Raw genomic sequence first — 22949 nt, 5'->3', positions numbered from 1 at the left:
GTTGCAGGGGTCCCGATCGGTGCACGGCGGCGTCGCCGGTCGGGACCTCGTCACTCACGCGGCCTGGCGCAACGCGCGCACCTCGTCCCGCAACGCGCGCACCTCCTGCAGCAGCAGGTCGTCGTGCGTCGCGGCGCGAGGTGCCGGCACGTGCTGGACCTCCTGCTCCATCGCGCTGCACACCACGGCGATGAACAGGTTGAGCATGGTGAACGTGCCGACCATCAGGTAGCAGAGGAAGAAGATCCACGCGAGCGGCTGGTGCACCATGAGGTCGCGCATCACGTCCGACCAGCCGTCGCCGGTGGTGATCTGGAACAGCGTCAGCAACGTCGAGCCCAGGTCGGCGAACCGCGGGTCGCCGGAGTCGCCGAACAGGTTGCTCGCGATCACCCCGCCGACGTAGAGCAGCAACGTCAGCAGACCGGTGAGCGAGATCAGCCCCGGCACGGACTTCACCAGTGCCGTCACGACCCGGCGCATGCTCGGCACCATCGCCACGAGCCGCAGCGCCCGCAGGATCCGCATGGACCGCAGCACCGACAGCGGACCGGCCGCCGGCAGCAGCGCCACCGCCACGATGACGAAGTCGAAGACGTTCCACGGATCGCGGAAGAACCGCCGGCCGAACGCGTACAGCCGGGCGGCGAGCTCGGCGACGAAGATCGCGAGCGCCAGGTGGTCGATGGCGCTCAGCAGGTCACCGTTGCGCTTGACCATCGACGCCGACGTCTCGGCCCCCAGCGTGATCGCGTTGACGACGATCACGCAGATGATCATCCACTGGAACCGCGTGCTCTCGACGACCTCACCGATGCGGACGCGCAACGTCATGCCTCACTCCTCGCCAGGGGACAAGGGCACTATCGGCCGGCCGCGCGCCGAGCTGATCACCCGGAGGTGTTGATCAACTCCAGGCGGCTGGCGGTGCGGGCGAGGTCGAGCGCCTGCCCGCCGACGATCTCGCGCAGCGGGTGGTCGCTCACGAGGGTCAGCCGGACGTCGCGGTCGACCAGCACGTCCACCACGTTCGCGAACCGTTGCTGCGCCTCGCGATCGCAGGTCTCCAGCCGCGGCACCGCCGTGATCACCCAGTCGTCGTGGCGCTCGGCGAGCACGAGGTAGTCCTGCGTGGACGTCGGCTTCTCGCACAGGTCGCCGAAGTCGAACCAGATGCGGTCGTCGATGCCGAGCGCGGTGAGGTCGCGGCCGTTGACGCTGAGGGTGACCGGTGTCGCCGGCGGTTCGGCGTGCGTGACGATCCCGCCGGTCTCGAAGCGGGAGCGCGGACGACCGCGCAGATGCCGGTAGTCGTTGGGGCCGTTGAGCTCGACGGTGTCCATCAGCTCCTTGACCAGCGCGATGCCGGGCAGGAAGTGGTCGTGGTGGAGCGGGTTGGGCAGCAGGCCGTCCGGCGGGTAGTTGGACGTGGCGACGATCATCACCCCGCGTGCCTTCAGCGTTTCGAGCAGGCGGGTCATCAACATCGCGTCGCCCACGTCGTGCAGGTGGAACTCGTCGAACGCCAGCACGTCGCAGCGGCCGATCAGCTCGTCGACGGCCTTCTTCACCGCACCGCGCTCGTGCAACCGTGACGAGATGCGCGCGTGCAGCTCCTGGAAGAAGGAGTGGAAGTGCACGCGCCGCTTCCCGCGCACCGGCAGCACGTCGAAGAACGCGTCCGCGAGGAAGCTCTTGCCCCGGCCGACCGGGCCGTGCAGGTAGACGCCGCGGCGCCGCTCCCCCAGCCCGGCCAGCCGGTCGATCGCCCGCAGCTGCGCCGAGTCCAAGTTGTAGCCGCTGCCCGACGCGCGGGCGAGCAGACTGGCGCGAAGATCCACCTGCACGAGTCTACGAAGATCACTTGCCCGCCTGGTCCAATGCGGCCTGAAGGGACTGGAGATATCCCTCACTCGTCACGGTGGCGCCGCTGACGGTGTCGATGTCGGCGCTCTGCGCGTCCAGCGTCTCCCGCACCAGGATCGGCAGCGCGCGGTCGTTGATCTGCTGGTCCCTGCGGTTGCCGTCCGGGTAGCGCGGCACGGTCACCGCGGTGATCTTCCCGCCGTCCAGGGTGATCTCGACCTGCACCGGCCCCCAGCGCGTGTCCACCGCCGGGCCGGTCACCTTGCCCGAACCGCTCGCCGGGGCCCCGGTCGGCGCCGCGGCGGCGGTGGTGGCCATCGGGCCGGACAACGACGTGCGGTAACCGAACAGCAGCACCAGCGCGGTCGCCGTGCCCGCCAGCCACACGAGAATGCGCGTCACCGGGTCACCACCTGAACTCCTCGACGTGGATGCGTTCGCCCGGCACGCCCGCCGCGGTCGCGGCGCGGCGCACCGACTCCGCCCACGGCGACGGACCGCAGACGTAGACGTCGCGGTCGGCGATGTCGGGCACCAGGTGACGCAGCGCGGTCACGTCGTCGACCGGCACCCCTTCGCCCAGCCACGAGGCGGACGACCGGCGGTGACCGGGCAGGTCGACGACGCGCAGGCCGCGGCCGCGGACGAGGGCGTTCAGTTCGGCGGCGAACAGCGGGTGGGTGGCGAAGCGGTGCAGCAGCACCGCCTCGCCGGGCGCGTAGTCGAGCCCTTCCGCGAGTGCGCGCAGCGGCGCCATGCCCACCCCGGCCCCGATCAACGCGATCCCGCGCCGGGTGCGGACCTGGTCGGTGAGGCGGCCGAACGGGCCCTCGAACAGCACCGGGGTGCCGGCGCGCAGCCCGCGCACGGCGGCGCTGCCGTCGCCGAGCGTCTTCACGGTGATCCGCAGGCCGCGGCCGTCGGGCGCGGCGGACAGCGAGTACGGGTTGGCGCGGGTCCAGCCGGGCCGGCCCAGGAACCGCCAGCCGAGGAACTGCCCCGCCCGCACGGGCAGCCGGTCCAGGTGGCGCCCGGTCAGGTGGACCGAGACGACACCGTCGCCCTCGGGCACGACCGCGGTCACCCGCAGCCGGTGCCGGGCGTTGCGCCACAACGGCAGCCCGATCCGCCACACCAGGACGGCGGCTGCTGCGGCCGCCCACAGGCTCCACCAGTAGATCGTCGCGGCCGTCGAGGTGAGGAACTCCTGGCCGGTCCACAGCTGGTGCGGCAGAGCCAGGCCGACGCCGAGGTAGCCGTAGAGGTGCAGCAGGTGCCACGACTCGTACCGCAGCCGTGCCCGCGCCGCCTTGACGCTGGTGACGGCCGTCAGCACGAGGCACGCGGTGCCGGCGAGCGCGAGCAGCATCGCCGGGTAGCCGGTCACGAGGTCCCAGAACTCCGCGGGCGTCGCGGTGAGGTCGCCCGCCGCGTAGCCCCACGTGATCAGCACCAGGTGGGCCAGCACGAGGTTGAACGACGTGAAGCCGACGACCCGGTGCACCGCGACCAGCCGGTCCTGCCCGAACGCCCGCTCCAGCACGGGCAGCCGCGCCATCAGCAGGACCTGGACGAGCAGCAGGTCGGACCCGACCAGCCCGGTGAGCCGGCCGAGCGAGTTCAGCGCGGTCTCCGCGCCGCCGAGGTCGGTGATCCCGCCTCCGGCCGCCCACCAGTACGTGACCAGCAGCAACCCGGCCCACAGCACCGCGGTGGCGCCGACGCGCAGCCCGCCGTCGAGCGGGCGTCTTCGCACGACCGGCGAAGCGGGCGTGAGTGTCGCTGTCATGCGGTCATCCTCGGCGACCAGCCTGAAGACACCGGAAGAGTCAGCTGTGAGTCAGCTGAACCGCGCCTACGATCACCGGCGTGAGCAACGTCGAGGCCGAGCCCGCAGAGGTGACGTGCACGTCCGCGCCGGGAACCGTGGAGGTCCTGCACCCGCGCGACGTTCCGCTGGGTGGCCCGCGCGCGATGTCGGTGCGCCGGACGTTGCCGCAGAAGCAGCGGTCGTTCATCGGCGCGTGGTGCTTCTGCGACCACTACGGCCCGGACGAGGTGCGCATGGACGTCGCCCCGCACCCGCACACCGGCCTGCAGACCGTGAGCTGGCTGTTCACCGGCGAGATCGAGCACCGCGACAGCCACGGCGTGCACGCGTTCGTGCGGCCGGGTGAGCTGAACCTGATGACCGGCGGCCGCGGCATCGCGCACTCCGAGGTGTCGACCCCGTCGTCCACCGTCCTGCACGGCGTCCAGCTGTGGCTCGCACTCCCCGACGCCCACCGCGACGCCCCGCGCGACTTCCAGCACCACGTCCCGCCGACCGTCCACGTCGGCGGCGCGGAGGTCCGGGTGTTCCTCGGCTCGCTGGCCGGCTCGACCTCACCTGTGACGACGTTCACTCCGCTGCTCGGCGCGGAGCTGGTTCTGCCCGAAGGGGCAACCGTCGAACTCGCCGTCCGCCGCGACTTCGAGCACGGCGTCCTGCTCGACACCGGCGACGTGACGTTCCAGGAGACCGCTCTCGCCCCCGGCGCGCTGGGCTACGCGGGTACCGGCCACACCACGCTGACGCTCTCAACCCGGGACGGCGCAAGGGTTGTGCTGCTCGGCGGCGTGCCGTTCGGCGAAGAGATCGTCATGTGGTGGAACTTCGTAGGACGCACTCACGACGAGATCGTCGCCTGTCGAGACGAATGGCAGGCTGAGACCGAAAGGTTCGGCCGGGTGGAGGGCTACGACGGCGCCCGGCTGCCCGCGCCACCGCTTCCCGGTGGCCGTCTGCGTCCGCGCGGCAACCCGGCGTGACCGATGTCAAAAGTCATACTTCAGGACTGTTGAAAATCACGTTCCGATCGCTTTTCCTGAGCGAGGCATCCACGAAGGTTGCCGCGCGTCTAAGGGGGCATGACGAACGTGACACGAGTGGGCGCCGAGTCCGTCTTCGCCTTCATCGCCCCGTCCGGGCGCCCCATGCCGGTCGAGGTCGAGCTCGGCTACCGCGCCGACGACCCGCACGCCGTGAGCATGACGTTCCGCATGGGACGCCAGGAGACGGTGTGGCTGGTCAGCCGCGACCTGCTCGCCGACGGCCTGCTCACCACCAGCGGCGCGGGTGACGTGCGGCTGCGTCCGCACAACTCCACGACCGCCGTTCTCGAACTGCAGTCCGACGTCTCGCGCGCGGTCTTCCACGTGAGCTCGTCCGAGCTGCAGGAGTTCCTGAACTCCACCTACGACGTGGTCGCCCCCGGGCACGAGAACGACTACGTCGACTTCGACGCCGAACTGCGCAAGCTGCTCGACTGACGGCTCGCGGAAGTGCCTGACCCGCGCGGGGCCAGGCACCCCGATCAGCTCACGCCGTTGCGGATCGCGCTCGCATACGCGGCCGCGGTCCCCTGTGCGGAGCACGCCTTCATGTCGTCGTACAGCCACATGAAGCCACCGACGATGCCGGCCGAGCTGTGCCACGACCGCATCTTGCTCTGCACGGTCGCGGGCGAGTCACCCGCCGTGCACCCGGATCCGTGCCTGCTCCACAGCCCCGGATCCACCTTCATGCCGAGCGCCTGGTTCCACGTGGCCGGGTCGTTGCCGGAACCACCCGCGTACCCCTGCAGGTACACGCGGTCGACCACCGCGCTGCCGAGGTTGTTCTTCAGCCCCGCCCAGAACGACTGGTTCGTGTACGGGGCGAAGGTGAACTTCGAGTACCCGAGTCCGACCGCCATGCGGGCGAACGCCGCGGTCGGCGCGACCTGGTAGAACGACTCGTCGTCGTTGTTGATCGCGTCGGCGCCGGTGGCGGTCTTCAGCGCCTGGAAGTTGCGGTGCAGGATGCTCGACGAGCCGGTGCCCTGGGAGTTGACCAGTGCGGCGATGTTCTCCCAGTCCGGCACCGCCCAGGCGCCGATCGACACCTCGATCCGGTTGACCGACGTCGGTGCCTGCTTGAGCGTCCGCAGCCGCGCGGGCCAGCCGGCGTCGCCGACGTAGCGGCCGTTCCGCACGATCAGGACGTCGTTGTAGTACAGGTCGCCGTTGGGGTGGACGTGGATGCTCCAGAGGATCACGGTGGTGAACCCGGAGGCGCGCAGGGTGTTCATCACGGCCTGGCCGTCGGCGTAGAACGGGCCGCCGCCGTAGACCGCCGACCGCGGCGACTGCTGCGCCGCGGCGGGAGCGGGGTCGAGTGCCATCAGGCCGCACAGGGCCAGCACGGTTGCGAGGAGAGCGGGAAGCAGGGGCCGCCTCATCACGAATGTCCCTTCGTCAGGCGGCGGCCTGCTCCCTCACCATAACGCCGTGATCAAGCCCCCAAGTCGCTAGTAGCCGTAGATGAGGTCGTAGGCGAGCTGCGGGTCGAACTTGCCCGCCTCCACGTTGGGCGCCTTGCCGCACTTGCCGTCGGAGTCGCCGGGCACCTTGATCCACAGCAGCATCTCCGCGCCACCGCCGGTGCGGGCCGGAGTGCCGAGCTTGCGGCCGCCGGGGTTGCACCACTCACCGTTGTGGCCGTTGCCGTTGCGGCTGGTGTCGATCACGAACGGCTTGGTGAAGCCCGCGAAGCTCGCGTTCACGTCGTTGCCGTAGGTCGTGGAGGCGGCCGTGGTGTGGTAGTTCGACACGTTGAGCGAGAAGCCGCGGACGTTGCGCACGCCGGCGTTGTCCAGGCGGGTGGCCATGGTGTTCGCGGGAATCCACTGGGCGTTGCCCGCGTCGAGGTAGGCCCACGTGTTGGGCGCCTTGGCCTTGAGCTGCTCGGTGGCGTACCTGATCATCGCGGTGCGTTCGGCGATCTTGGCGTCGTCGAGGCAGTTGAAGTCCGCCAGCGAGTCCGGTTCGACGATCACGACGGCCGGACGCGTGCCGATGCCCTCGGCGAACTTGGAGATCCACGCCCGGTAGGCCTCCGGCGTGCCCGCGCCGCCACCGGAGTGGCCGCCGCACGCGTCCCGGCCGGGGATGTTGTAGGCGACGAGAACCGGCAGCTTCGAGCCCGTCCTGCCCACGTAGCCGCTCACGGCCGCCTTGATGTCGCCGCTCCAGTTGCCGAACCAGCGGGCCATCGGTTTCGCGGAGATGCTCGCCTTGATCGCGGGCCGGCGACCGTCGGCGGCGTGGTCGCGCACCCACACGGCGGGGTTGGAGTCCGGGTCGACGTAGAAGCCGTCGGTCAGGCTGAGGGGACTGGCGGCGTGCGCGGCCGGGGCGGTCGCCACGACGGCCAGCAGGGCCAGCGCGAGTGCTCTCATCATGGCTTCGAGGGTGGGCCGGGGCGCCTAAGGGGCGGTAAGTCGAGGCCGAACCGGCAGGCTCACGCAGGGGTACCCCCGAGCTGGGAACCCCTGCATCCCAACCTACTCGGCACCACCGACGATTCCGGACTGCAGCGGCAGCAGCGGGGCGACGATCCTGGCGAACGGCCCGCTGCGCACCACCCCGCCGCCGACCGGCCCGAGGAACGGCGTCCGGGCGTCCAGCGCGTCGGGCAGTCTCGCGTAGGCCGCCCACCGCTCGTCCCACGCCTGGATCACGTCGAGGTGCCCACCGGGCAGGAACCGGGTCAGGTGCACCCCTGCGACCTGCCCGGTGTTCCCCAGCAGCGGTAACAGGCGAAAGCCGCCTTCCCGCCGCAGCCTCTCGATCAGCTCCGCGCTGTCCATCTCATCTCGCCGCCAACTCACGACTGGTCCGGTAGGCCTCGACCGCCGCATCGCGTTCGGCGACCGACCACCCCAGCGGCTTGGCGATCAGGTCGGCGACCTGACCCGCCACCGAAGCGCCGAAGTCGAGGTGCTCCACGGCGATCCGGGTCCGCCGCGCCAGGACGTCGTCCAGCCCGAGGGCGCCCTCGTGCGTGACCGCGTAGACGATCTCGGCCGCCAGGTACCCGGCCACCGGCGTGGCGAGCAGGGCGTCCTGGGCGATCAGCGCCAGCACGTCCGAGACCGCGGAGCCGTAGCGCCGCAGCAGACGCTCCACAGTGGACGTGGGCAGGCCGGACTCGGCGGCGACTCGAGCCCGGTCCGCCCACAGCTCGTGGTAGCCGACCGCACCGCACAACGGCAGCTTCGCGGTCAGCGACGGGGCGACGGCCTTGCCCAGGCCCGCCACCGCCGAGTTCACCACGTCCGCGGCCATCACCCGGTAGGTCGTGTACTTGCCACCGGCGATCACGAAGAAGCCCGGTTCCGGCTCGGCCACCGCGTGTTCCCGGGACAGCTTCGCGGTGTCGCCGGACGCGCCGTCGAGCAGCGGCCGCAGACCCGCGTACGTGCCGACGACGTCGTCGACCGACAGCGGGGACCGCAGCACGGCGTTGACGTGGTCGATGATGTAGGAAACGTCTTCGGAAGTGGCGGTGACGGCAGCGGGATCGCCGTCGTAGGGCGTGTCCGTCGTGCCGATGATCCAGTAGGCGCCCCACGGGATCACGAACAGCACCGACTTCTCGGTCCGCGTGATCAGCCCGCCGTCCAGGTCGATCTTCGAGCGGTCGACGAGCACGTGCACGCCCTTGGACATCCGCACGTGGAACGGCGGAGTGCCGGGCGACATCGAGTTCAGCGAGTCGGTCCACACGCCGGTCGCGCTGATCACCCGCTTCGCGCGCACCTCGACCGTCTGGCCGTCGACCTCGACCAGCGCGCCGGAGACCCGGCCACCGGACCGCACCAGCGAGGTCACCCGAGCCCGCGACACCACGGTGGCGCCGTGCTGGGCCGCGGTGCGCACGAGCGTCAGGACCAGCCGGGCGTCGTCCATCTGCGCGTCGTAGTACCGGATCGCGCCGGCGAACTTCTCGACGGCGAGCGACGGCCCGACCTGAGCCATCCGGGTGCGGGACAGGTGCCGGTGCATCGGCACCGCACCGGCCCCACCCATCGTGTCGTACAGCAGCACACCCGCGCCGACGTAGGCGCGTTCCCACTGCTTCTCCAGCGGGAAGAGGAACGGCACCGGCCGCACCAGGTGGGGTGCGAGCCGGCGCAACAGCAGTCCGCGTTCCTTCAGAGCCTCCCGGACCAGCTTGAACTCCAGCTGCTCCAGGTACCGCAGCCCGCCGTGGACGAGCTTGCTGGACCGGCTCGACGTGCCCGCCGCCCAGTCGTGTGCCTCGACCAGCGCGACGGAGAGGCCTCTCGACGCGGCGTCCAGAGCAGCGCCCGCGCCGACCACACCACCTCCGACCACGAGCACGTCGAACTCCGCGGAGCCCAACGAACGCACCGAGTCAGCACGCCGAGCCGGATCCAGCCTCGCGAACAACTTCAGCTCCTAAGAAAGAAGAACCAGCCCAAGAAGGAGAGCAGCTCAGCGGACGTCGGCGTCGACCCAGTCGAACGACTTGGTGACGGCCTTCTTCCAGTTGCGGTACTCGCGCTCGCGCTCGTCGGCCGCGAGCTCGGGCGTCCAGCGCTTGTCCTCGGCCCAGTTGGCGCGCAGCTCGTCCAAAGAGGACCAGTAGCCGACGGCCAGGCCGGCGGCGTACGCGGCACCGAGCGCGGTCGTCTCGGCGACGACCGGACGGACCACCGGCACGTCCAGCACGTCCGCCTGGAACTGCATCAGCAGCTCGTTGGCGACCATGCCGCCGTCGACCTTCAGCTCGGTCAGTGGCACGCCGGAGTCGGCGTTCATCGCGTCCAGGACCTCGCGGGTCTGGAACGCGGTGGCCTCCAGCACGGCGCGGGCCAGGTGGCCCTTGTTGACGAACCGGGTCAGGCCGACGACCGCGCCGCGCGCGTCCGCCCGCCAGTACGGCGCGAACAGGCCGGAGAACGCGGGCACGAAGTACGCGCCACCGTTGTCCTCGACCGAGCGGGCCAGCGTCTCGATCTCGGGCGCGGAGCCGATGATGCCGAGGTTGTCGCGCAGCCACTGCACCAGCGAGCCGGTGACCGCGATCGAGCCCTCCAGGGCGTAGACCGGGGCCTCGTCGCCGATCTTGTAGCAGACCGTGGTCAGCAGGCCGTTCTTCGACGCGACCTTCTCCGTGCCCGTGTTGAGGAGCATGAAGTTGCCGGTGCCGTAGGTGTTCTTCGCGGTGCCGGGCTCGTAGCAGGCCTGGCCGAACGTGGCGGCCTGCTGGTCGCCGAGGATGCCCGCGATCGGCACGCCCTTGAGCACACCGCCGGGACCGCCGTGGCCGTAGACCTCCGACGAGGAGCGGATCTCCGGCAGCATGGACAGCGGAATGCCCATCTCGCCGGCGATCTCCGCGTCCCACTGCAGCGTGTCGAGGTCCATCAGCATGGTCCGCGACGCGTTGGTCACGTCCGTGGCGTGCACACCGCCGTTGGGGCCGCCGGTGAGGTTCCACAGCGTCCACGTGTCGGTGTTGCCGAACAGCAGGTCGCCGGCCTCGGCGCGCTCACGGGCGCCCTCGACGTTGTCGAGGATCCAGCGGATCTTCGGGCCGGAGAAGTAGGTCGCGAGCGGCAGACCGACCTTGGCCTTGTACCGCTCGGCACCGCCGCCGAGCGCGCCGAGCTCCTCGACGATCGCCTGGGTGCGGGTGTCCTGCCAGACGATCGCGTTGTAGACGGGCTCGCCGGTGTTGCGGTCCCACACCACCGCGGTCTCGCGCTGGTTGGTGATGCCGACGGCGGCGAGGTCACCGGTGTTGAGGTCGGCGGCGGCGAGCGCCTGACCGATCACGAACCGGGTGTTCTCGGAGATCTCCACCGGGTTGTGCTCGACCCAACCGGCCCGCGGGAAGATCTGCTCGTGCTCCTTCTGGCCCACGGCGACGATGGAGCCGCTGTGGTCGAAGATGATGGCCCTCGTGCTGGTCGTGCCCTGGTCGACGGCGAGAACGTACTGCGTCATCGAAGTTTGTCCTTTCGGGATGGTCAGAACGCTCGTCAGAACACGATCGAGGCGACGACACCGGCGATGGCACCGCCGACGAGCGGGCCGACGACCGGGATCCAGGAGTAGCCCCAGTCGGAGTCCTTCTTGCCAATGGCTTCGCCGTCAGTGCCCTTGTAGGAGAGCGGCAGCAGGGCGTGCGCGATGCGCGGACCGAGGTCGCGAGCCGGGTTGATCGCGTAGCCGGTGGGGCCACCGAGCGAGGCGCCGATGCCGACGACCAGCAGCGCCGCGGCCAGCGGGCCGATCTGGGTCGGGGTCTTGCCGAACGCGAGGATCACGAAGACCAGGACGAACGTGCCGATGATCTCGCACACGAGGTTCCAGGTGTAGCTGCGGATCGCCGGGCCGGTGGAGAAGACGGCGAGCTTGAGGCCCTCGTCGGGCGTCTCGTCGAAGTGCGGCTTGTAGGCGAGCCACGCGAGCACCGCACCGAGGAAGGCGCCGAGGAACTCACCGGCGAAGTACACGACGGTCGAGCCCGCGCTGACCGGAACACCAGGGGCGTACTCAGCGGCGCCACTGGTCAGGATGCCGACGGTCACCGCCGGGTTGAGGTGCGCGCCCGACTTGTAGGCGACGTACACACCGGCGAAGACACCGAGGCCCCAGCCGAAGTTGATCAACAGCCATCCGCCGTCGAGCCCCTTCGACTTGGCGAGCAGCACGTTGGCCACCACGCCCGCACCCAGCAACAGCAGGACGCCCGTACCGAGCACCTCGCTGAGGAACACTGACCCGAGACCCACGCTGGCCTCCCATTCGTCCTTGAACGGCTGATCACCCGCTGGTGATTGACGCGGAACGTAATGAGCCAGGTCACGCCTGCTCAACAGGCGCGTTTCGACAATGTCGACACCAGGTGGGTGCACGACTGTGACCACTCGGTCACTCTGCGCTCAAATGCCGTGTTTCCAGCGGTTTTCCGCCGGTTTTCCAGGTCGGCTGACGCACGGAGCTGTTCGACATTGCCGACACGGGTCGTCTCAATTACGTTTGCCGCCGTGCCCGGACCCATCCAGTCGATCGAACGAGCCGCAGCCGTGCTGCGGCTGTTGGCGCGTGGCTCCGGCCATCACGGTCTCACGGAGATAGCCGACTCGCTCGGTCTCGCGCGCGGCACCGCGCACGGGATTCTCCGCACGCTGCAACGGGTCGAGTTCGTCGAGCAGGACCCGGCGACGGGCCGCTACCGGCTCGGCGCGGCCCTGCTGCACCTGGGCACGTCCTACCTGGACGCGAACGAGCTGCGTTCTCGATCGATCAACTGGGCGGACACGCTGGCCGCGCGCAGCGGCCAGGAGGTCCGGATCGGCATGCACCACGACGGCGCCGTGCTCGTCGTGCACCACGTGTTCCGCCCGGACGACTCGGTGCAAACGCTCGGGATCGGTGCCATGCTGCCGTTGCACGCGACGGCACTGGGCAAGGTGCTGCTCGCCTACGACCCGGACCTGTCGGCGGCCGCACGCCGGCGGGAGCTGACGTCGTTGACGCGCAGGACGATCACGCGCGCCCAGGCGCTGGAGCGGGTGCTGACCGAGGTGCGCGCGCAGGGCTGGGCGGGTGAGGCCGAGGAGTACATGCCGGGCGAGGCGAGCATCGCCGCGCCCATCCGGATCCCCGGCGGCCTCGTCGTCGGCGCCATCGGGATCTCCGGTGCCGTGGACCGGTTGTGCGAGCCCTCCGGCCGTCCGCGCGCCACGCTTGTCCGCCAAGTCCTCCAAGCCGCCGAATCGGTGACCGGCGCACTAGTGGAAGAGTCCTGATGGCTCAGCGCTTCGTGATGGCGATCGACCAGGGCACCACGTCGACCCGCTGCATCCTGTTCGACCAGAACGCCCGTCTGGTCGCGGTAGCGCAACGCGAGCACCGGCAGTACCACCCGCGGCCGGGCTGGGTGGAGCAGGACGCCGTGGAGATCTGGCGCAACGTCGACCGGATCATGCCGCAGGCGTTGCGGCAGGCCGGCATCACCGCGGAGCAGGTCGTCGCGCTCGGGATCACGAACCAGCGCGAGACGTTCGTGCTGTGGGACCGCCACACCGGTGTCCCGGTCGGGCGCGCGATCGTGTGGGAGGACATCCGCACCGAGGACCTCGTTGCCCAGCTGGGGAAGCAGCCCGGCATCGAGGAGGTCCGCGAACGCTGCGGCCTGCCGCTCGCGACCTACTTCTCGGCGCCCTCGCTGCGGTGGATGCTCGACAACGTGGCCGGGTTGCGCTCACGTGCCGAGCGCGGCGACGTCCTGTTCGGCACCATGGACACCTGGCTGATCTGGAACCTCACCGGCGGCGTGAACGGCGGCCTGCACGTCACCGACGTGACCAACGCGTCGCGGACCATGCTGATGAACCTGAGCACGCGGCAGTGGGACCCGATGCTGCTCGAGTTCTTCGGCGTGCCCGCGGCGATGCTGCCGGAGATCCGGCCGTCGACCGAGATCTCCGGACGCACCACGCGCGTCGTGCCGGGCATCTCGATCACTGCGGCGCTGGGCGACCAGCACGCGGCGTTGTTCGGGCAGACCTGCTTCGAGAAGGGCTCGATCAAGGGCACCTACGGCACCGGCGGCTTCCTGCTCATGAACACCGGCAACGAGCTGGTGCGGTCCAAGCACGGTTTGCTGACGACGATCGGCTACCAGATCGGCGGCGAACCGGCGTACGCGCTGGAGGGCTCGATCGCCGTCGCCGGGTCGCTGGTGCAGTGGTTCCGCGACAACCTCGGGCTGATCCACTCCGCGCCGGAGATCGAGACGCTGGCGCGCACGGTCAAGGACAACGGCGGCTGCTACATCGTGCCGGCGTTCTCGGGACTCTTCGCGCCGCACTGGCTCGCGCAGGCCCGCGGGCTCGTCGTCGGGCTCACGTCGTACATCAACAAGGGGCACCTGGCGCGGGCCGTGCTGGAGGCGACCGGGTGGCAGACGCGCGAGGTCGTCGACGCGATGAACGCCGACCTCGGGGCGCCCACGCCGGTGTTGAAGGTGGACGGCGGGATGACCGCCGACCACCTGTTGATGCAGTTCATCGCGGACGTGCTGGACATCCCGGTGATGCGCCCGCTGGTCGCCGAGACCGTGTCACTGGGTGCCGCCTATGCCGCGGGCCTCGCCGCCGGATATTGGCCGGACCTGGAGGGACTGCGCCGCAACTGGCATCTGGCCGCGCGGTGGAACCCGGTGATGGATGCCCGGCACCGCGAGGACGAGTACGCGAACTGGAAGCGGGCCGTCGAGCTGACGTTCGCGTGGGCCCGTTCCAGTCCGTCCACTTAGGAGACTTCAGGAGCGCTGCTTGCGCACCCAGGCGCTGACGTCGTCGGTGGCGATCGGCAGCGCGTCCGAGAGGATCTCGGCGCCGTCGCTCGTCACCACGAGGTCGTCCTCGATGCGCACGCCGATGCCGCGCAGCTCGGGCGGCAGCGTCTCGTCGTTGGGGTGGAAGTACAGGCCGGGTTCGACCGTCAGCGCCATCCCTCGTTCGAGGATCCCCTGCTGGTAGGTCTCCTGCCGGGCGTCGGCGCAGTCGTGCACGTCCAGGCCGAGGAAGTGCCCGGTGCCGCAGACGATGTAGCGGCGGTGGTGCTGGCCGCTCGGGTCGAGGGCCTTGTCCACGCTCACCGGCAGCAGGCCCCAGTCGTGCAGGCCCTCGGCGAGCACGCGCATCGCGGTGTGGTGGAAGGCGCTGTAGTCGTTGCCCGGCCGGACCTCCGCCAGGGCGGCCACGTGCGAGGCGTGCACGAGGTCGTAGACCTGGCGTTGCGCGGCGGAGAACTCGCCGCTCACCGGGAACGTGCGGGTGACGTCCGCGGTGTAGAGCGAGTTCATCTCGACACCGGCGTCGAGCAGCAGCAGGTCGGACTCGTTCACGCGGCCGTCGCAACGGGTCCAGTGCAGGACCGGGGCGTGCGGGCCGGCGGCGACGATCGAGGTGTAGCCGGGGCCGTTGCCCTCGGTGCGGGCACGGCGGTCGAACGTGCCCTGCAGCCACCGCTCTCCCCCGCCGCGCACGGCCTGACCGAGCTCCATGGCGACGTCGGCGAAGCCCTTGACCGACGCGTCGACGGCCTGGCGGAGCTGGTCGATCTCCCAGTCGTCCTTGATGCGGCGCAGCTCGGCGAGCACGGTCCGCAGCTCGTCGCTGTGCGAGCCGGTGAGCGCGTCCAGCAGCGGGTCGACGCCCTTGGCGGTCAGCGTCTCGGGGTGGCGGCCGCGCAGGGCGTGCGCGAGGTCCTCCAGCGGGCGGGCCGTGATGCCGAGCGCCTCGCCCCACTCCTTCGGACCGGCGGCGGCGCCGATCCAGAACGGGCTGCGGTCGGCGTCGCCGAAGAAGTCGACGCTGTGCGTCTCGGACGGCACCGGCACGAACAGCGTGGCGTCGTCGTCGGAGAGCACCAGCACCGCGCCCTCGACCTGGCAGCCGGTCAGCCAGACGAAGTCGCTGTCGGCGCGGAAGGGGTGGAACGTGTCGTTGGACCGGACGTGCGCACGACCCGCGGCCAGCGCGATCCGCTTGCCCGGAAGTGCCCTGGCGAGCCTGGCGCGGTGGGCCTGGGCCGCCTCGGCGGTGCCGCGCGGCAGGTCGATGGCGCTGTCCCACTCGCCCCAGCCGTCGCGGATGTAGGAGCGGAAGCCGTCGGCCTCCACGAGTTTCGCCATGTCACGGCGTGTCCGAGCCAATTCGCGTCCTCTCAGAGTGGTCCTTCCTGCCAGCCTTCCGCCCATCGGCGGGGATGCGCCACTCCAGATCGGGGATAGCCTCAGGTTATGGAACTGGAGATCCGGCACCTGAGGGCGATCTGCGCCATCGGTGACGCGGGCAGCCTGTCCCGCGCGGCCACCCAGCTCGGCATCTCCCAGCCCTCGCTCACGACGTTGCTGCAACGGGTCGAGCGGCTGGTCGGCGGCAGGCTGTTCGACCGCGGCCGGTCCGGTGCCGTGCCCACCGCGCTGGGCGCGCAGATGCTGCAACGGGCCAGGTTGCTGCTGGTGGAGCTGGAGGCGTTCGGCTCGGACATGGCCGGGAGGGGCGGCCCGATCCGGTTCGGCTCGGTGCACATGGAGTGCGTGGCGGCGCTCTACACCCGGCTCGAAGACGCGCTGGACGACGTCACGCTGGTGGTCGAGCCGTCGTCGACCGCGCTGGCGCTGGCGCTGGCGAACGGCCACCTCGACGCGGCGGTGATCGCGGTCGACGAGGAGGGCGACCTGGGCCTGCCCCGCGGGGTGGCGCAGCGGATCGTCGTGCCGTGGGTGCCGGTGTACATCGCTCTTCCCGCCGGCCATCCGCTCGCCGCGGGACCGGAGGTCGATCTCGCCGACCTGGCCGGTGAGGCGTGGGTCGGGCCGCCCGGCGCCGAGGACGGGTCGCTCACGACGTTGCGTGCGGCCTGCCGGGCGGCGGGGTTCGTGCCGCGGATCCGGTTCGAGGTGCCGAGCGGTGCCGGACGGCAGCTGATCGCCGCGGGCAAGGCCGTGCAACTGGTCGAACCGACGTCGCAGGGTGGTCCCGGCGTGGCGGTGCGACCGCTGGCGGGGGCGCCGATGCGGATGCGGCTGGTGTTCTGCTGGCGGCGGGAGCGGCTGACCTGGGAACAGGCCAGCCGCGTCCACGCCGAGGTGCTGGGCGCCTACGCCGAGCAGGCGATGGCGAGCCCGGTGTTCCGCACGTGGTGGGAGGACCGCGGCGCGGCCCTCGCCTCGGTGGAGTGATCAGCCGACCGTTGCCAGCCACGCGTACCAGTCGGCGTCGTAGCTCGTGCCGATCACGCGCGTGAGGTGGTCCCGAGCCGCCGCCCAGTCTCCGGTCCGGTACCCCGTCAGCAACGCGTCGACGTCCTCCGGGTGCTTCTCCACCAGGTAGCGAACGGCGAGGTAGCCCCAGTTGTAGACGCGTTTGGTGTCGTGGTCGTAGGTCGTGTCGAAGAGCGTGCTCAGCGCGTAGGTCTGCTTCTTCGCCTCGGCCAGCGCGTCCGCGTAGACCACGTCGCGGTAGCTGTACGAGAGGTACTCGGCGAAGCCCTCGACCCACCACACCGTCGGCGTGGTCATGTTCTCCTCGAAGCCGCCGTGCAGGTCGAACCGGCCGTCGAGGTAGTGGGTGTACTCGTGGTTGAGGTTCCAGATCTGGAACGACGGCAGCCAGTCGGCCTCGTGCGCGATGAACCGCGCCTGGTTCAGCGCCGGGTCGCCCTCCAGGTACATGCCGCCGTTGTTGGTGGAGATGTCGAACATGACCCCGGCGTACGTGCGGTAGTCGCCGGCGGTGTTGAAGACGACGACCTCCAGCGAGGTGTTCTGGTCACCCGCGACGGGTCCGGGGTCGCGCACCAGCCGGTGGAACACGGCGTCCTGACCCGCCAGCGACGTGCACGTCTGGCGCAGCTGGGCGCGCGTCATCTGCTGGGCCCGGATGCGCAGGCTTTGGCTGCAGGTGTATCGGATGGTGAGCACGCGCCGGTCGATCCGCGCGCGGAAGTCGCAGGTGCCGTAACGGGCGCAGTTCGCCTTGTCGTACCAGTCGACCATCTCGGCCACGCCGACCCACATCGGCGCGAGCCTGCCGACCACGTCGCCCCTCCCGGCGAGGTCGGCCAGCAGCGGCCGCGCGCGGGTCACGAGCCCGGCGTGCTGCAGGAACCTGCCGAGTTCGCGGGTCGCGTTCTGCACCAGGTAGGCGCGGTCGGTGCCGAAGAGGTCCAGGTGCCGCACCACGAACCGGCGCAGCGCCCGCAGGATCTCCGGCTCGGCCTTCACCGCGGCGACGAACTCCGGGTGGTCGTGGCCCTGGTAGAGCATCATCATGCCGGCGTGCACGGTGGCGTCGTCGGCGCTGGTGTAGTTGTCGAGCGCGTGGGTCAACGCGCGCAGCTCGGCCGGGTAGTCGGTGACGGCCGCGTAGATCGTCGACTCGGGCGCCGGGTGGTGGACGGTCCTGGCGACCTCGGGTGGCAGCAGGGGGCTGTTCGGCGAGACGTGCACGGAAGCGTTGATGAGGCCGGCGCCGTGGTCAGGGGCGGCGTCGGCGTGAGAGGGAGCGAGCAGCCCGGCCACGACGGCCAGGGTGAGCACGGTTGATCGCATCCGGTCCTCCGCAGGGATGAGGTGTGGTGCCGACGAGCGTCACATCCGGCGCAGACCCGCGATCATCTCTTCCTCACATAGCTCGTTGCTATGGGACGCAGACGTTCTTGTAGGCGAAATGCCTCAACTGGTCATGCCGTTGCCATTCTTCTTCCCGCAACGTCCCTTGCGCCTCCTGACAGGCCCGGTCGCGCGGGTTGTGGTTGATCGTGACCAGGTCGGCGATGTCCCAGGCGATGACGGTCTTGTCGACGCTCCCGGTCAGCACGGTGTCGCCACCGACGATCGCTGCGGCGCCGACCACAGGACCGGTGTGACCGGTCAGCTCGGCCATCCGGTAGGGGGTGCCGGGATCCAGCACGCTCCAGACCACCGCGGTGCTGTCCGTGTCTGCGCCGATCACCATGGTGCCGTCCCGCGAGTAGGTGACCGCGCGCATCTTGCCCGCGCGGAACTGCAGCGACGGACGTTCCACCGGGTGTTCGGGTGCCGTGACGTCCCACTGCAGCACAGAGCTGCCCGTGTCCAGCGCCACGAGCAGCGAACCACCGCGCGGGTCGAACGCCACCGACCGCACGCCACCCCGTCGCTTCGGCAACTCGCTCACCGGCCGGGGCAGCCCATCCCCAACCTTCCACAACTCGACCCGTCCGGCGGCGTCACCGACCGCGAGCAGCTCGCCCTTCTCATCGAACGCGACGGCGCGCACGGCGTCCTTCTCCTTGCGCGGCAGGGGAACCGGCGTCGGCGCGCCGACGTCGGCCAGCACCACGGCGCCATCGTCGCCGCCCGCCGCGACCCTCGCCCCGCCGGGGTGGAACGCCAGCGCGCGGACCGCGGCGGTGCTCGCCTGAAACGCGGAGAGCTTGCGGGGGTCGTCCGCCGTCGAGATGTCGCTCAGCTGCACCACGCCGTCGTCGGAACCGGTCGCGAGCTGGGCGCGCCCCGGATCCATCGCGGCACTGCGCACCGGCGCACGGTGTGACTTCACTCCGGCGCGCCGCCTGGGGTGCGTGGAGTCGTTGAGGTCCCACACGCTCGCCTCGCCGCGGTCGGTGATCACAACACCGAGGCTGCTCGCCGGCGAGGTCACCACCTGATCCACGGACGCGTCCAGAGTGGACGTCCCGTCGGCGTCGAACGAACCGGCACGGCGAAGGTCCCACAGCTTGGCGCTGCCGTCCCTGCTCCCGGTCACCGCCGTGGTCCCGTCCGAGCTCAGCCCCACCGAGGTCACGACGTCCGTGTGGCCGTACAACAGCAGCTTCGGCCGGTGGGCACCGGACGAGCTCTCGTCCCAGAGGATCACCTCACCGGTCTCGATCCCGGTCAGCACCGCCGTACCGCCGGTGGCGACCGCCGTGACCGCCTTCTGGTCGGTGAAGCTGAGGTTGTGCGCATCCTTGTACGGTCTGCTGGTGAGCTGGAGGCGCGCACCTCCGACGGCATAACCCGTGACGGACTGGGACTGGCCCACCGCGACGACGAGGGCGGTGCTCTCCAGCTCGGGATCCTGGCTCTGTCTCAGCGGCCGCATGCCTTCGCCGAGGTCCTCCTTCTCCCAGCGGAACACGCCTTTGCTGGTGGCCACCTCGGCGTGGTCGGCGTTCGCGCTCAGACCGACGTCGTTCAGGTCCGCCGGTTTCGGCAGCAGATCCTGCATCCTGCGAGGGCTGGCGGGCGAGCTCAGGTCCCACAGTGTCACGGTGCCGTCCCGGCATCCGCTGAGCAGACGATGGCCGCTCTGGCTGAGCGACAGGGACACGACTCCGCCGCCGCAGTCGTTCGCCGGCTTCGCGATGAGCTTCGGAGCCTTCTTGTCGTTGACGTCCCAGACCTCCATCGGCGCCCGCCCCAGCACAGCGACGGTGCCGGCGGTGTTCATCGCGGCCGCGGGCACCTCCTGGTTCTGCCCTTCTGCGGGCAGGGCTCCGACCTCGACGGCCGTCGCCGGGTTGACGACCTGCCACATCGCGGCACCGCCCGTGCCGGCGATCAACATGTGACCGTCCTGACTGAACGCGGTGGTGCGCACCACGCCGAAATCGGAGAACAACGTCTCGGGCTCGCGCGGCTCCGTGAGCGTCGCCACCAGGGCCGCCCGCACCCGTGTGGAGTCCTCCAACCCGTTCGCTGCCAGCACCAGGCGTAATGCCTGCTCACGCTGGGCGTAGCGCACGGTGCCGGCCTCACGCAGCAGCTCACTGACCGCACGTTGCCGCAGCGACTCGTCCTGTTGCTCCGCGAACGTGGAACGCTGCCGCACCACCAGACCGATGGTGGTGATCAACGCGATCATGAGAACCAGTCCGGCCAACCGCCACGGCCGCCAGCTGCGAGTCCTCGCTCGTGCCTGGACGACCGAACCGACCCAGTGCACCTCGAGCCCAGCCGTGTTCGGCGCGTTCTCACGGTTCGCCTCCGGTGCCACGACCTGCCACCCGGCTTTGCGCGCCGCCTCGAACTTCCCCTCCAACCCCCGCACCCCGCCGACCTCGCCCTGTGCCGTGACGGCACCGGTGACCGCGCACTCACCGCGCCAACCCTTCAGGAACCCGGCAGAGACACGGGTCAGAACGCTGGTGAGCGCGACCGCGAACGCCGCGCCGAGCGAAGGCCCGTTGATGGGACCGAGTCGCCGTTCGCCGGGATCGATGGTCCACAGCACGCACGGCGGGTTCTTGCGGCGTTGTGTCGCGTAGTCCCAGGCGGCTTTGAGTGACGCCGTGAAGTCCGGGTCGACGCGCAGGAACGTCATCGTGCGCGGATCGGGGAACAGCCCAGGCGGGCCACCGGGTACGACCGCGAGCTTGAGCGATCCGGTGGCTCCCTTGCGTTCACCGGTGTCGAACAGGACACCGACCGCGTACTGGTAGGACCGCGGCTTGACGACACCGGACATCAGTGCCACTGCGATGTGCGCGAGCGACCGGCCTGCCCCTTCCGGCAACGCGTCCACCAGGTCGAGAGAGTCGTTCCTGCGCCAGCGGTGAGCGCCGCCGGTGCCGTCGATGAGCAGGCCCCGGTCGTGCCAGCGTCGTGCCGCGGCGGTGATCGCCTCGACGCCTTCCGACCTCACGTGCTCACCGTTCACCGCCGCGAGCGCCAGACCGACCGCCGCCAGGACACGTGTGGCGTCGTGGAACTCACGATCGGCGACCTCACCCGCGACCCGGAGGTCGGTGCCGCGCTCCCAGTCGCCGAGCCGGTCCGGTGCCTCGATCACGGCGGCGGACACGGCCTCCCACCACAGCAGACCGGTGCTGAGCCGGGCGCGCAACTGGTCCGGCGTGGGCGCCTGCAGCTCCCCACGTCCGGCCTGCGCCAGCAGATCGTCCAGTGTGGACAGTGCGCTCATGCGACCAGCCGATCGATCAGCTCCCGGTGTTGTTCGGGCAGCCGGAGGGCGATCTCCCGCCAGGCGTCCCGCACCTGCGGCGTGATGTCCCCGGTCAGCGAGGAAACCAGGTCGTCCGCGCTGATGCGGCAGAGATCCTCGGTCGTGAGCTCTTCCGCCACCTGCCAGCGCCCGGCGGCGTCGAAGTCGCCGAAGTCCATCCGCACACCGCGCCTTCCCCACTCGTTCACCGGGTACGGCATCACGCGCAGTCCTGTGCCACCGTCCGTGTTGCCGTACTCCACGCTGATCGCCACCAGCTCACTTCCGGGTGGCCGGAACGCCTCCAGGAAGTACCCGATGTCCCGGTCGCGGCGCAGCACCAGGGTCGTCGTGCCGGTCGGGGTGGTCGCGCGCAGCACCTCGTCGGCGTTGGCGCCCGCCGCTGCGAGCGTCTGGGCCGCTGACTGCACCACCGGCAACGGCACCGCCGAGGCGGTCAGCCGGGAGTCGGGCCGCCGTTCGCACAGGGTGAAGGTCCACGGTCCTGGCCGCAGATCGCGGATGCGGCACACGTCGCGGCTGTCGAACTCGCCCAGGCGAACCGTGCCGTTCTCCCCCACGCCGACCCCGATTCCGGTCAGCGCACTGGGGAACGCGGCAACGATGTCGAGGTCGAATCGGTCCGCCGCCCGCTCGCTGGGGACCACCACGGCCCTCAGGTGGAGATCGTCTCTCACCACACGGCGTTGATGTTGCAGCTCCTGCAGCATCTCACCCAACTGGGGCAGGAAGCTCAAGCCGACCGGCTTGCCCGAGACGTATCCGGTCCACCCGTACGGCTTCCGCCGCAGGTTCGCGGAAATCTGTTCGATCTGCGGCACCGGAATGGGCTGTCGTTGTGGCACAGCGGGATCGCTGCCCCAGAACGAGGTGAGAGGAGTGTCGAGCTGGGCCAGCACGTAGGGCCGGACGAGGGGCTCGGCACCGACCGCCTCGAGTCCCGCGGACAGCAGCCGCAACCCGCCTCCCACGAACGGCAACCCGCACATGGCAGCACGGCGGAACGCCTCCGCTGCCTCAGGCTCTCCACCGCGGAGCATCAGATGGGCCTCCAGCACCACGGCGTCAGCGGCGTCCGGGTGCTCCCACACGAGGCGCCGAGTCCAGGTGGAGGCGTCCGGATGGCCCGTGTGCACGAGGTAGTAGCCCGTCGCCACGTCGACCACGAAGCTCGACCCGCATCGGCCCGACAACGCTTCCTGCGCGACCACTCCGGCGGACGATCGGTCGCCGCGGTGCAGATAGCCGAGCAGCGTAGCGGCGAGCCCCGGCTTCAGGCTCACCCCCGCACCCGTGGTGGTCAGTCCGATCAGCCCCGGCACCACGAACACCCTCGGCGAGCCGCCTGGCGCGATCCACACGACGGCATCGGCCCGACCGTCCGACCTCGGGCTCCGGCGTTCCCATCCGCGACCGTTGAACGACCACGTGTCGAGGAACGAACCAGGATCATCCGCTGTCGGCTGCCCTCGGTCCACGTGGACATCGGCCCTGCCGTCGGCGGTCTCGATCACACCGTAGAACCTCTCCCCCGCCGGCGACCAGCCGTCGATGAAGTACCGGCCAGGCGAAAGGTCGACGGGCACGCCCGCTCCGGCCCGCACGAGCGAGGTCGTGACCGTCACGAGCAGTTCGTCGAGGATCCGCACGACACCCACGATGGCGCCGTTGTCCGCGCGCGCGTCCTCGTGGTGCAGTTCGATCGCCATCCCA

At 70.4% G+C, this 22949-nt stretch carries 19 protein-coding genes; 5 read left to right on the top strand and 14 right to left on the bottom strand.

Going from position 1 to position 22949, the window contains the following annotated elements; all coding sequences use genetic code 11:
* Positions 1-54: 54 nt before the first annotated feature.
* The 4 genes from ACWEIJ_RS22100 to ACWEIJ_RS22085 are packed head-to-tail and all read right to left on the bottom strand — an operon-like array spanning position 55 to position 3655.
* A complete protein-coding gene (locus tag ACWEIJ_RS22100; RefSeq protein ID WP_449839082.1) occupies positions 55-834 on the bottom strand; it encodes an ion transporter in 780 nt (259 codons plus the stop codon).
* A gap of 56 nt (positions 835-890) precedes the next feature.
* Positions 891-1841, bottom strand: a complete 951-nt coding sequence (gene zapE / locus ACWEIJ_RS22095; protein ID WP_449839081.1) for a cell division protein ZapE — start codon at positions 1839-1841, stop codon at positions 891-893.
* Between the two features lie 19 nt (positions 1842-1860).
* A complete protein-coding gene (locus ACWEIJ_RS22090) occupies positions 1861-2268 on the bottom strand; it encodes an FMN-binding protein (protein ID WP_449839080.1) in 408 nt (135 codons plus the stop codon).
* A 4-nt stretch (positions 2269-2272) separates the two neighbouring features.
* On the bottom strand, positions 2273-3655 hold the full coding sequence (locus ACWEIJ_RS22085; protein ID WP_449839079.1) for a ferredoxin reductase family protein: 1383 nt from the start codon (positions 3653-3655) through the stop codon (positions 2273-2275).
* A gap of 80 nt (positions 3656-3735) precedes the next feature.
* Here ACWEIJ_RS22085 and ACWEIJ_RS22080 point away from each other — a divergent pair, with 80 nt between their 5' ends.
* Together ACWEIJ_RS22080 and ACWEIJ_RS22075 are read left to right on the top strand one after the other, a co-directional pair.
* A complete protein-coding gene (locus ACWEIJ_RS22080) occupies positions 3736-4677 on the top strand; it encodes a pirin family protein (protein WP_449839078.1) in 942 nt (313 codons plus the stop codon).
* Between the two features lie 99 nt (positions 4678-4776).
* Complete coding sequence (locus tag ACWEIJ_RS22075; protein WP_449839077.1) at positions 4777-5178, top strand: SsgA family sporulation/cell division regulator; 402 nt, start codon at positions 4777-4779, stop codon at positions 5176-5178.
* Positions 5179-5222: 44 nt separating this feature from the next.
* On the opposite strand, the gene ACWEIJ_RS22070 is transcribed toward ACWEIJ_RS22075, so the two are convergent.
* From ACWEIJ_RS22070 to ACWEIJ_RS22045, 6 genes are all read right to left on the bottom strand, one after another.
* Positions 5223-6128: a lysyl endopeptidase gene (locus tag ACWEIJ_RS22070; protein WP_449839076.1), complete on the bottom strand. Its 906-nt coding sequence runs from the start codon at positions 6126-6128 to the stop codon at positions 5223-5225.
* A 69-nt stretch (positions 6129-6197) separates the two neighbouring features.
* Positions 6198-7130: a glycoside hydrolase family 6 protein gene (locus ACWEIJ_RS22065; protein ID WP_449839075.1), complete on the bottom strand. Its 933-nt coding sequence runs from the start codon at positions 7128-7130 to the stop codon at positions 6198-6200.
* 102 nt (positions 7131-7232) lie between these two features.
* Positions 7233-7538, bottom strand: a complete 306-nt coding sequence (locus tag ACWEIJ_RS22060; protein WP_449839074.1) for a hypothetical protein — start codon at positions 7536-7538, stop codon at positions 7233-7235.
* A gap of 1 nt (position 7539) precedes the next feature.
* Positions 7540-9105, bottom strand: coding sequence for a glycerol-3-phosphate dehydrogenase/oxidase (locus tag ACWEIJ_RS22055; protein WP_449839073.1), 1566 nt, complete (start codon positions 9103-9105; stop codon positions 7540-7542).
* A gap of 84 nt (positions 9106-9189) precedes the next feature.
* Positions 9190-10707, bottom strand: a complete 1518-nt coding sequence (glpK, locus tag ACWEIJ_RS22050; RefSeq protein WP_449839072.1) for a glycerol kinase GlpK — start codon at positions 10705-10707, stop codon at positions 9190-9192.
* A 35-nt stretch (positions 10708-10742) separates the two neighbouring features.
* On the bottom strand, positions 10743-11498 hold the full coding sequence (locus ACWEIJ_RS22045) for an MIP/aquaporin family protein (RefSeq protein ID WP_449839071.1): 756 nt from the start codon (positions 11496-11498) through the stop codon (positions 10743-10745).
* A gap of 255 nt (positions 11499-11753) precedes the next feature.
* Here ACWEIJ_RS22045 and ACWEIJ_RS22040 point away from each other — a divergent pair, with 255 nt between their 5' ends.
* The gene (locus ACWEIJ_RS22040; RefSeq protein WP_355456473.1) at positions 11754-12518 is read left to right on the top strand and encodes an IclR family transcriptional regulator; all 765 of its coding nucleotides are present in this window, start codon (positions 11754-11756) and stop codon (positions 12516-12518) included.
* Complete coding sequence (glpK, locus tag ACWEIJ_RS22035) at positions 12518-14029, top strand: glycerol kinase GlpK (protein WP_449839070.1); 1512 nt, start codon at positions 12518-12520, stop codon at positions 14027-14029. Before ACWEIJ_RS22040 ends, glpK (ACWEIJ_RS22035) begins: the two co-directional genes overlap by 1 nt.
* Before the next feature lie 6 nt (positions 14030-14035).
* On the opposite strand, the gene ACWEIJ_RS22030 is transcribed toward glpK (ACWEIJ_RS22035), so the two are convergent.
* Positions 14036-15412, bottom strand: coding sequence for an aminopeptidase P family protein (locus tag ACWEIJ_RS22030; RefSeq protein WP_449839069.1), 1377 nt, complete (start codon positions 15410-15412; stop codon positions 14036-14038).
* 108 nt (positions 15413-15520) lie between these two features.
* Between ACWEIJ_RS22030 and ACWEIJ_RS22025 the strand changes: the two genes are divergently transcribed.
* On the top strand, positions 15521-16465 hold the full coding sequence (locus ACWEIJ_RS22025) for a LysR family transcriptional regulator (protein WP_449839068.1): 945 nt from the start codon (positions 15521-15523) through the stop codon (positions 16463-16465).
* On the opposite strand, the gene ACWEIJ_RS22020 is transcribed toward ACWEIJ_RS22025, so the two are convergent.
* The 3 genes from ACWEIJ_RS22020 to ACWEIJ_RS22010 all read right to left on the bottom strand — a co-directional run bounded on the left by ACWEIJ_RS22020 (position 16466) and on the right by ACWEIJ_RS22010 (position 22945).
* Positions 16466-17836: a collagenase gene (locus ACWEIJ_RS22020; protein WP_449839067.1), complete on the bottom strand. Its 1371-nt coding sequence runs from the start codon at positions 17834-17836 to the stop codon at positions 16466-16468.
* Positions 17837-17924: 88 nt separating this feature from the next.
* Positions 17925-21194, bottom strand: a complete 3270-nt coding sequence (locus ACWEIJ_RS22015) for a S16 family serine protease (RefSeq protein WP_449839066.1) — start codon at positions 21192-21194, stop codon at positions 17925-17927.
* Entirely contained in the window at positions 21191-22945 is a 1755-nt protein-coding gene (locus ACWEIJ_RS22010) for a hypothetical protein (protein WP_449839065.1), read from the bottom strand. Before ACWEIJ_RS22010 ends, ACWEIJ_RS22015 begins: the two co-directional genes overlap by 4 nt.
* Positions 22946-22949 lie beyond the last annotated feature (4 nt).

It is taken from the genome of Lentzea sp. NPDC004789 (genome assembly GCF_053601075.1).
This window is presented reverse-complemented; position numbering and strand designations above follow the sequence as displayed.

Coding starts and splice junctions, on each gene's coding strand:
- ACWEIJ_RS22100 (WP_449839082.1), bottom strand. CDS start 834: ATGACGTTGCGCGTCCGCATCGGTGAGGTCGTCGAGAGCACGCGGTTC.
- ACWEIJ_RS22085 (WP_449839079.1), bottom strand. CDS start 3,655: ATGACAGCGACACTCACGCCCGCTTCGCCGGTCGTGCGAAGACGCCCG.
- ACWEIJ_RS22075 (WP_449839077.1), top strand. CDS start 4,777: ATGACGAACGTGACACGAGTGGGCGCCGAGTCCGTCTTCGCCTTCATC.
- ACWEIJ_RS22070 (WP_449839076.1), bottom strand. CDS start 6,128: ATGAGGCGGCCCCTGCTTCCCGCTCTCCTCGCAACCGTGCTGGCCCTG.
- ACWEIJ_RS22065 (WP_449839075.1), bottom strand. CDS start 7,130: ATGATGAGAGCACTCGCGCTGGCCCTGCTGGCCGTCGTGGCGACCGCC.
- ACWEIJ_RS22060 (WP_449839074.1), bottom strand. CDS start 7,538: ATGGACAGCGCGGAGCTGATCGAGAGGCTGCGGCGGGAAGGCGGCTTT.
- glpK (WP_449839072.1), bottom strand. CDS start 10,707: ATGACGCAGTACGTTCTCGCCGTCGACCAGGGCACGACCAGCACGAGG.
- glpK (WP_449839070.1), top strand. CDS start 12,518: ATGGCTCAGCGCTTCGTGATGGCGATCGACCAGGGCACCACGTCGACC.
- ACWEIJ_RS22030 (WP_449839069.1), bottom strand. CDS start 15,412: ATGGCGAAACTCGTGGAGGCCGACGGCTTCCGCTCCTACATCCGCGAC.
- ACWEIJ_RS22025 (WP_449839068.1), top strand. CDS start 15,521: ATGGAACTGGAGATCCGGCACCTGAGGGCGATCTGCGCCATCGGTGAC.
- ACWEIJ_RS22020 (WP_449839067.1), bottom strand. CDS start 17,836: ATGCGATCAACCGTGCTCACCCTGGCCGTCGTGGCCGGGCTGCTCGCT.
- ACWEIJ_RS22015 (WP_449839066.1), bottom strand. CDS start 21,194: ATGAGCGCACTGTCCACACTGGACGATCTGCTGGCGCAGGCCGGACGT.
- ACWEIJ_RS22010 (WP_449839065.1), bottom strand. CDS start 22,945: ATGGCGATCGAACTGCACCACGAGGACGCGCGCGCGGACAACGGCGCC.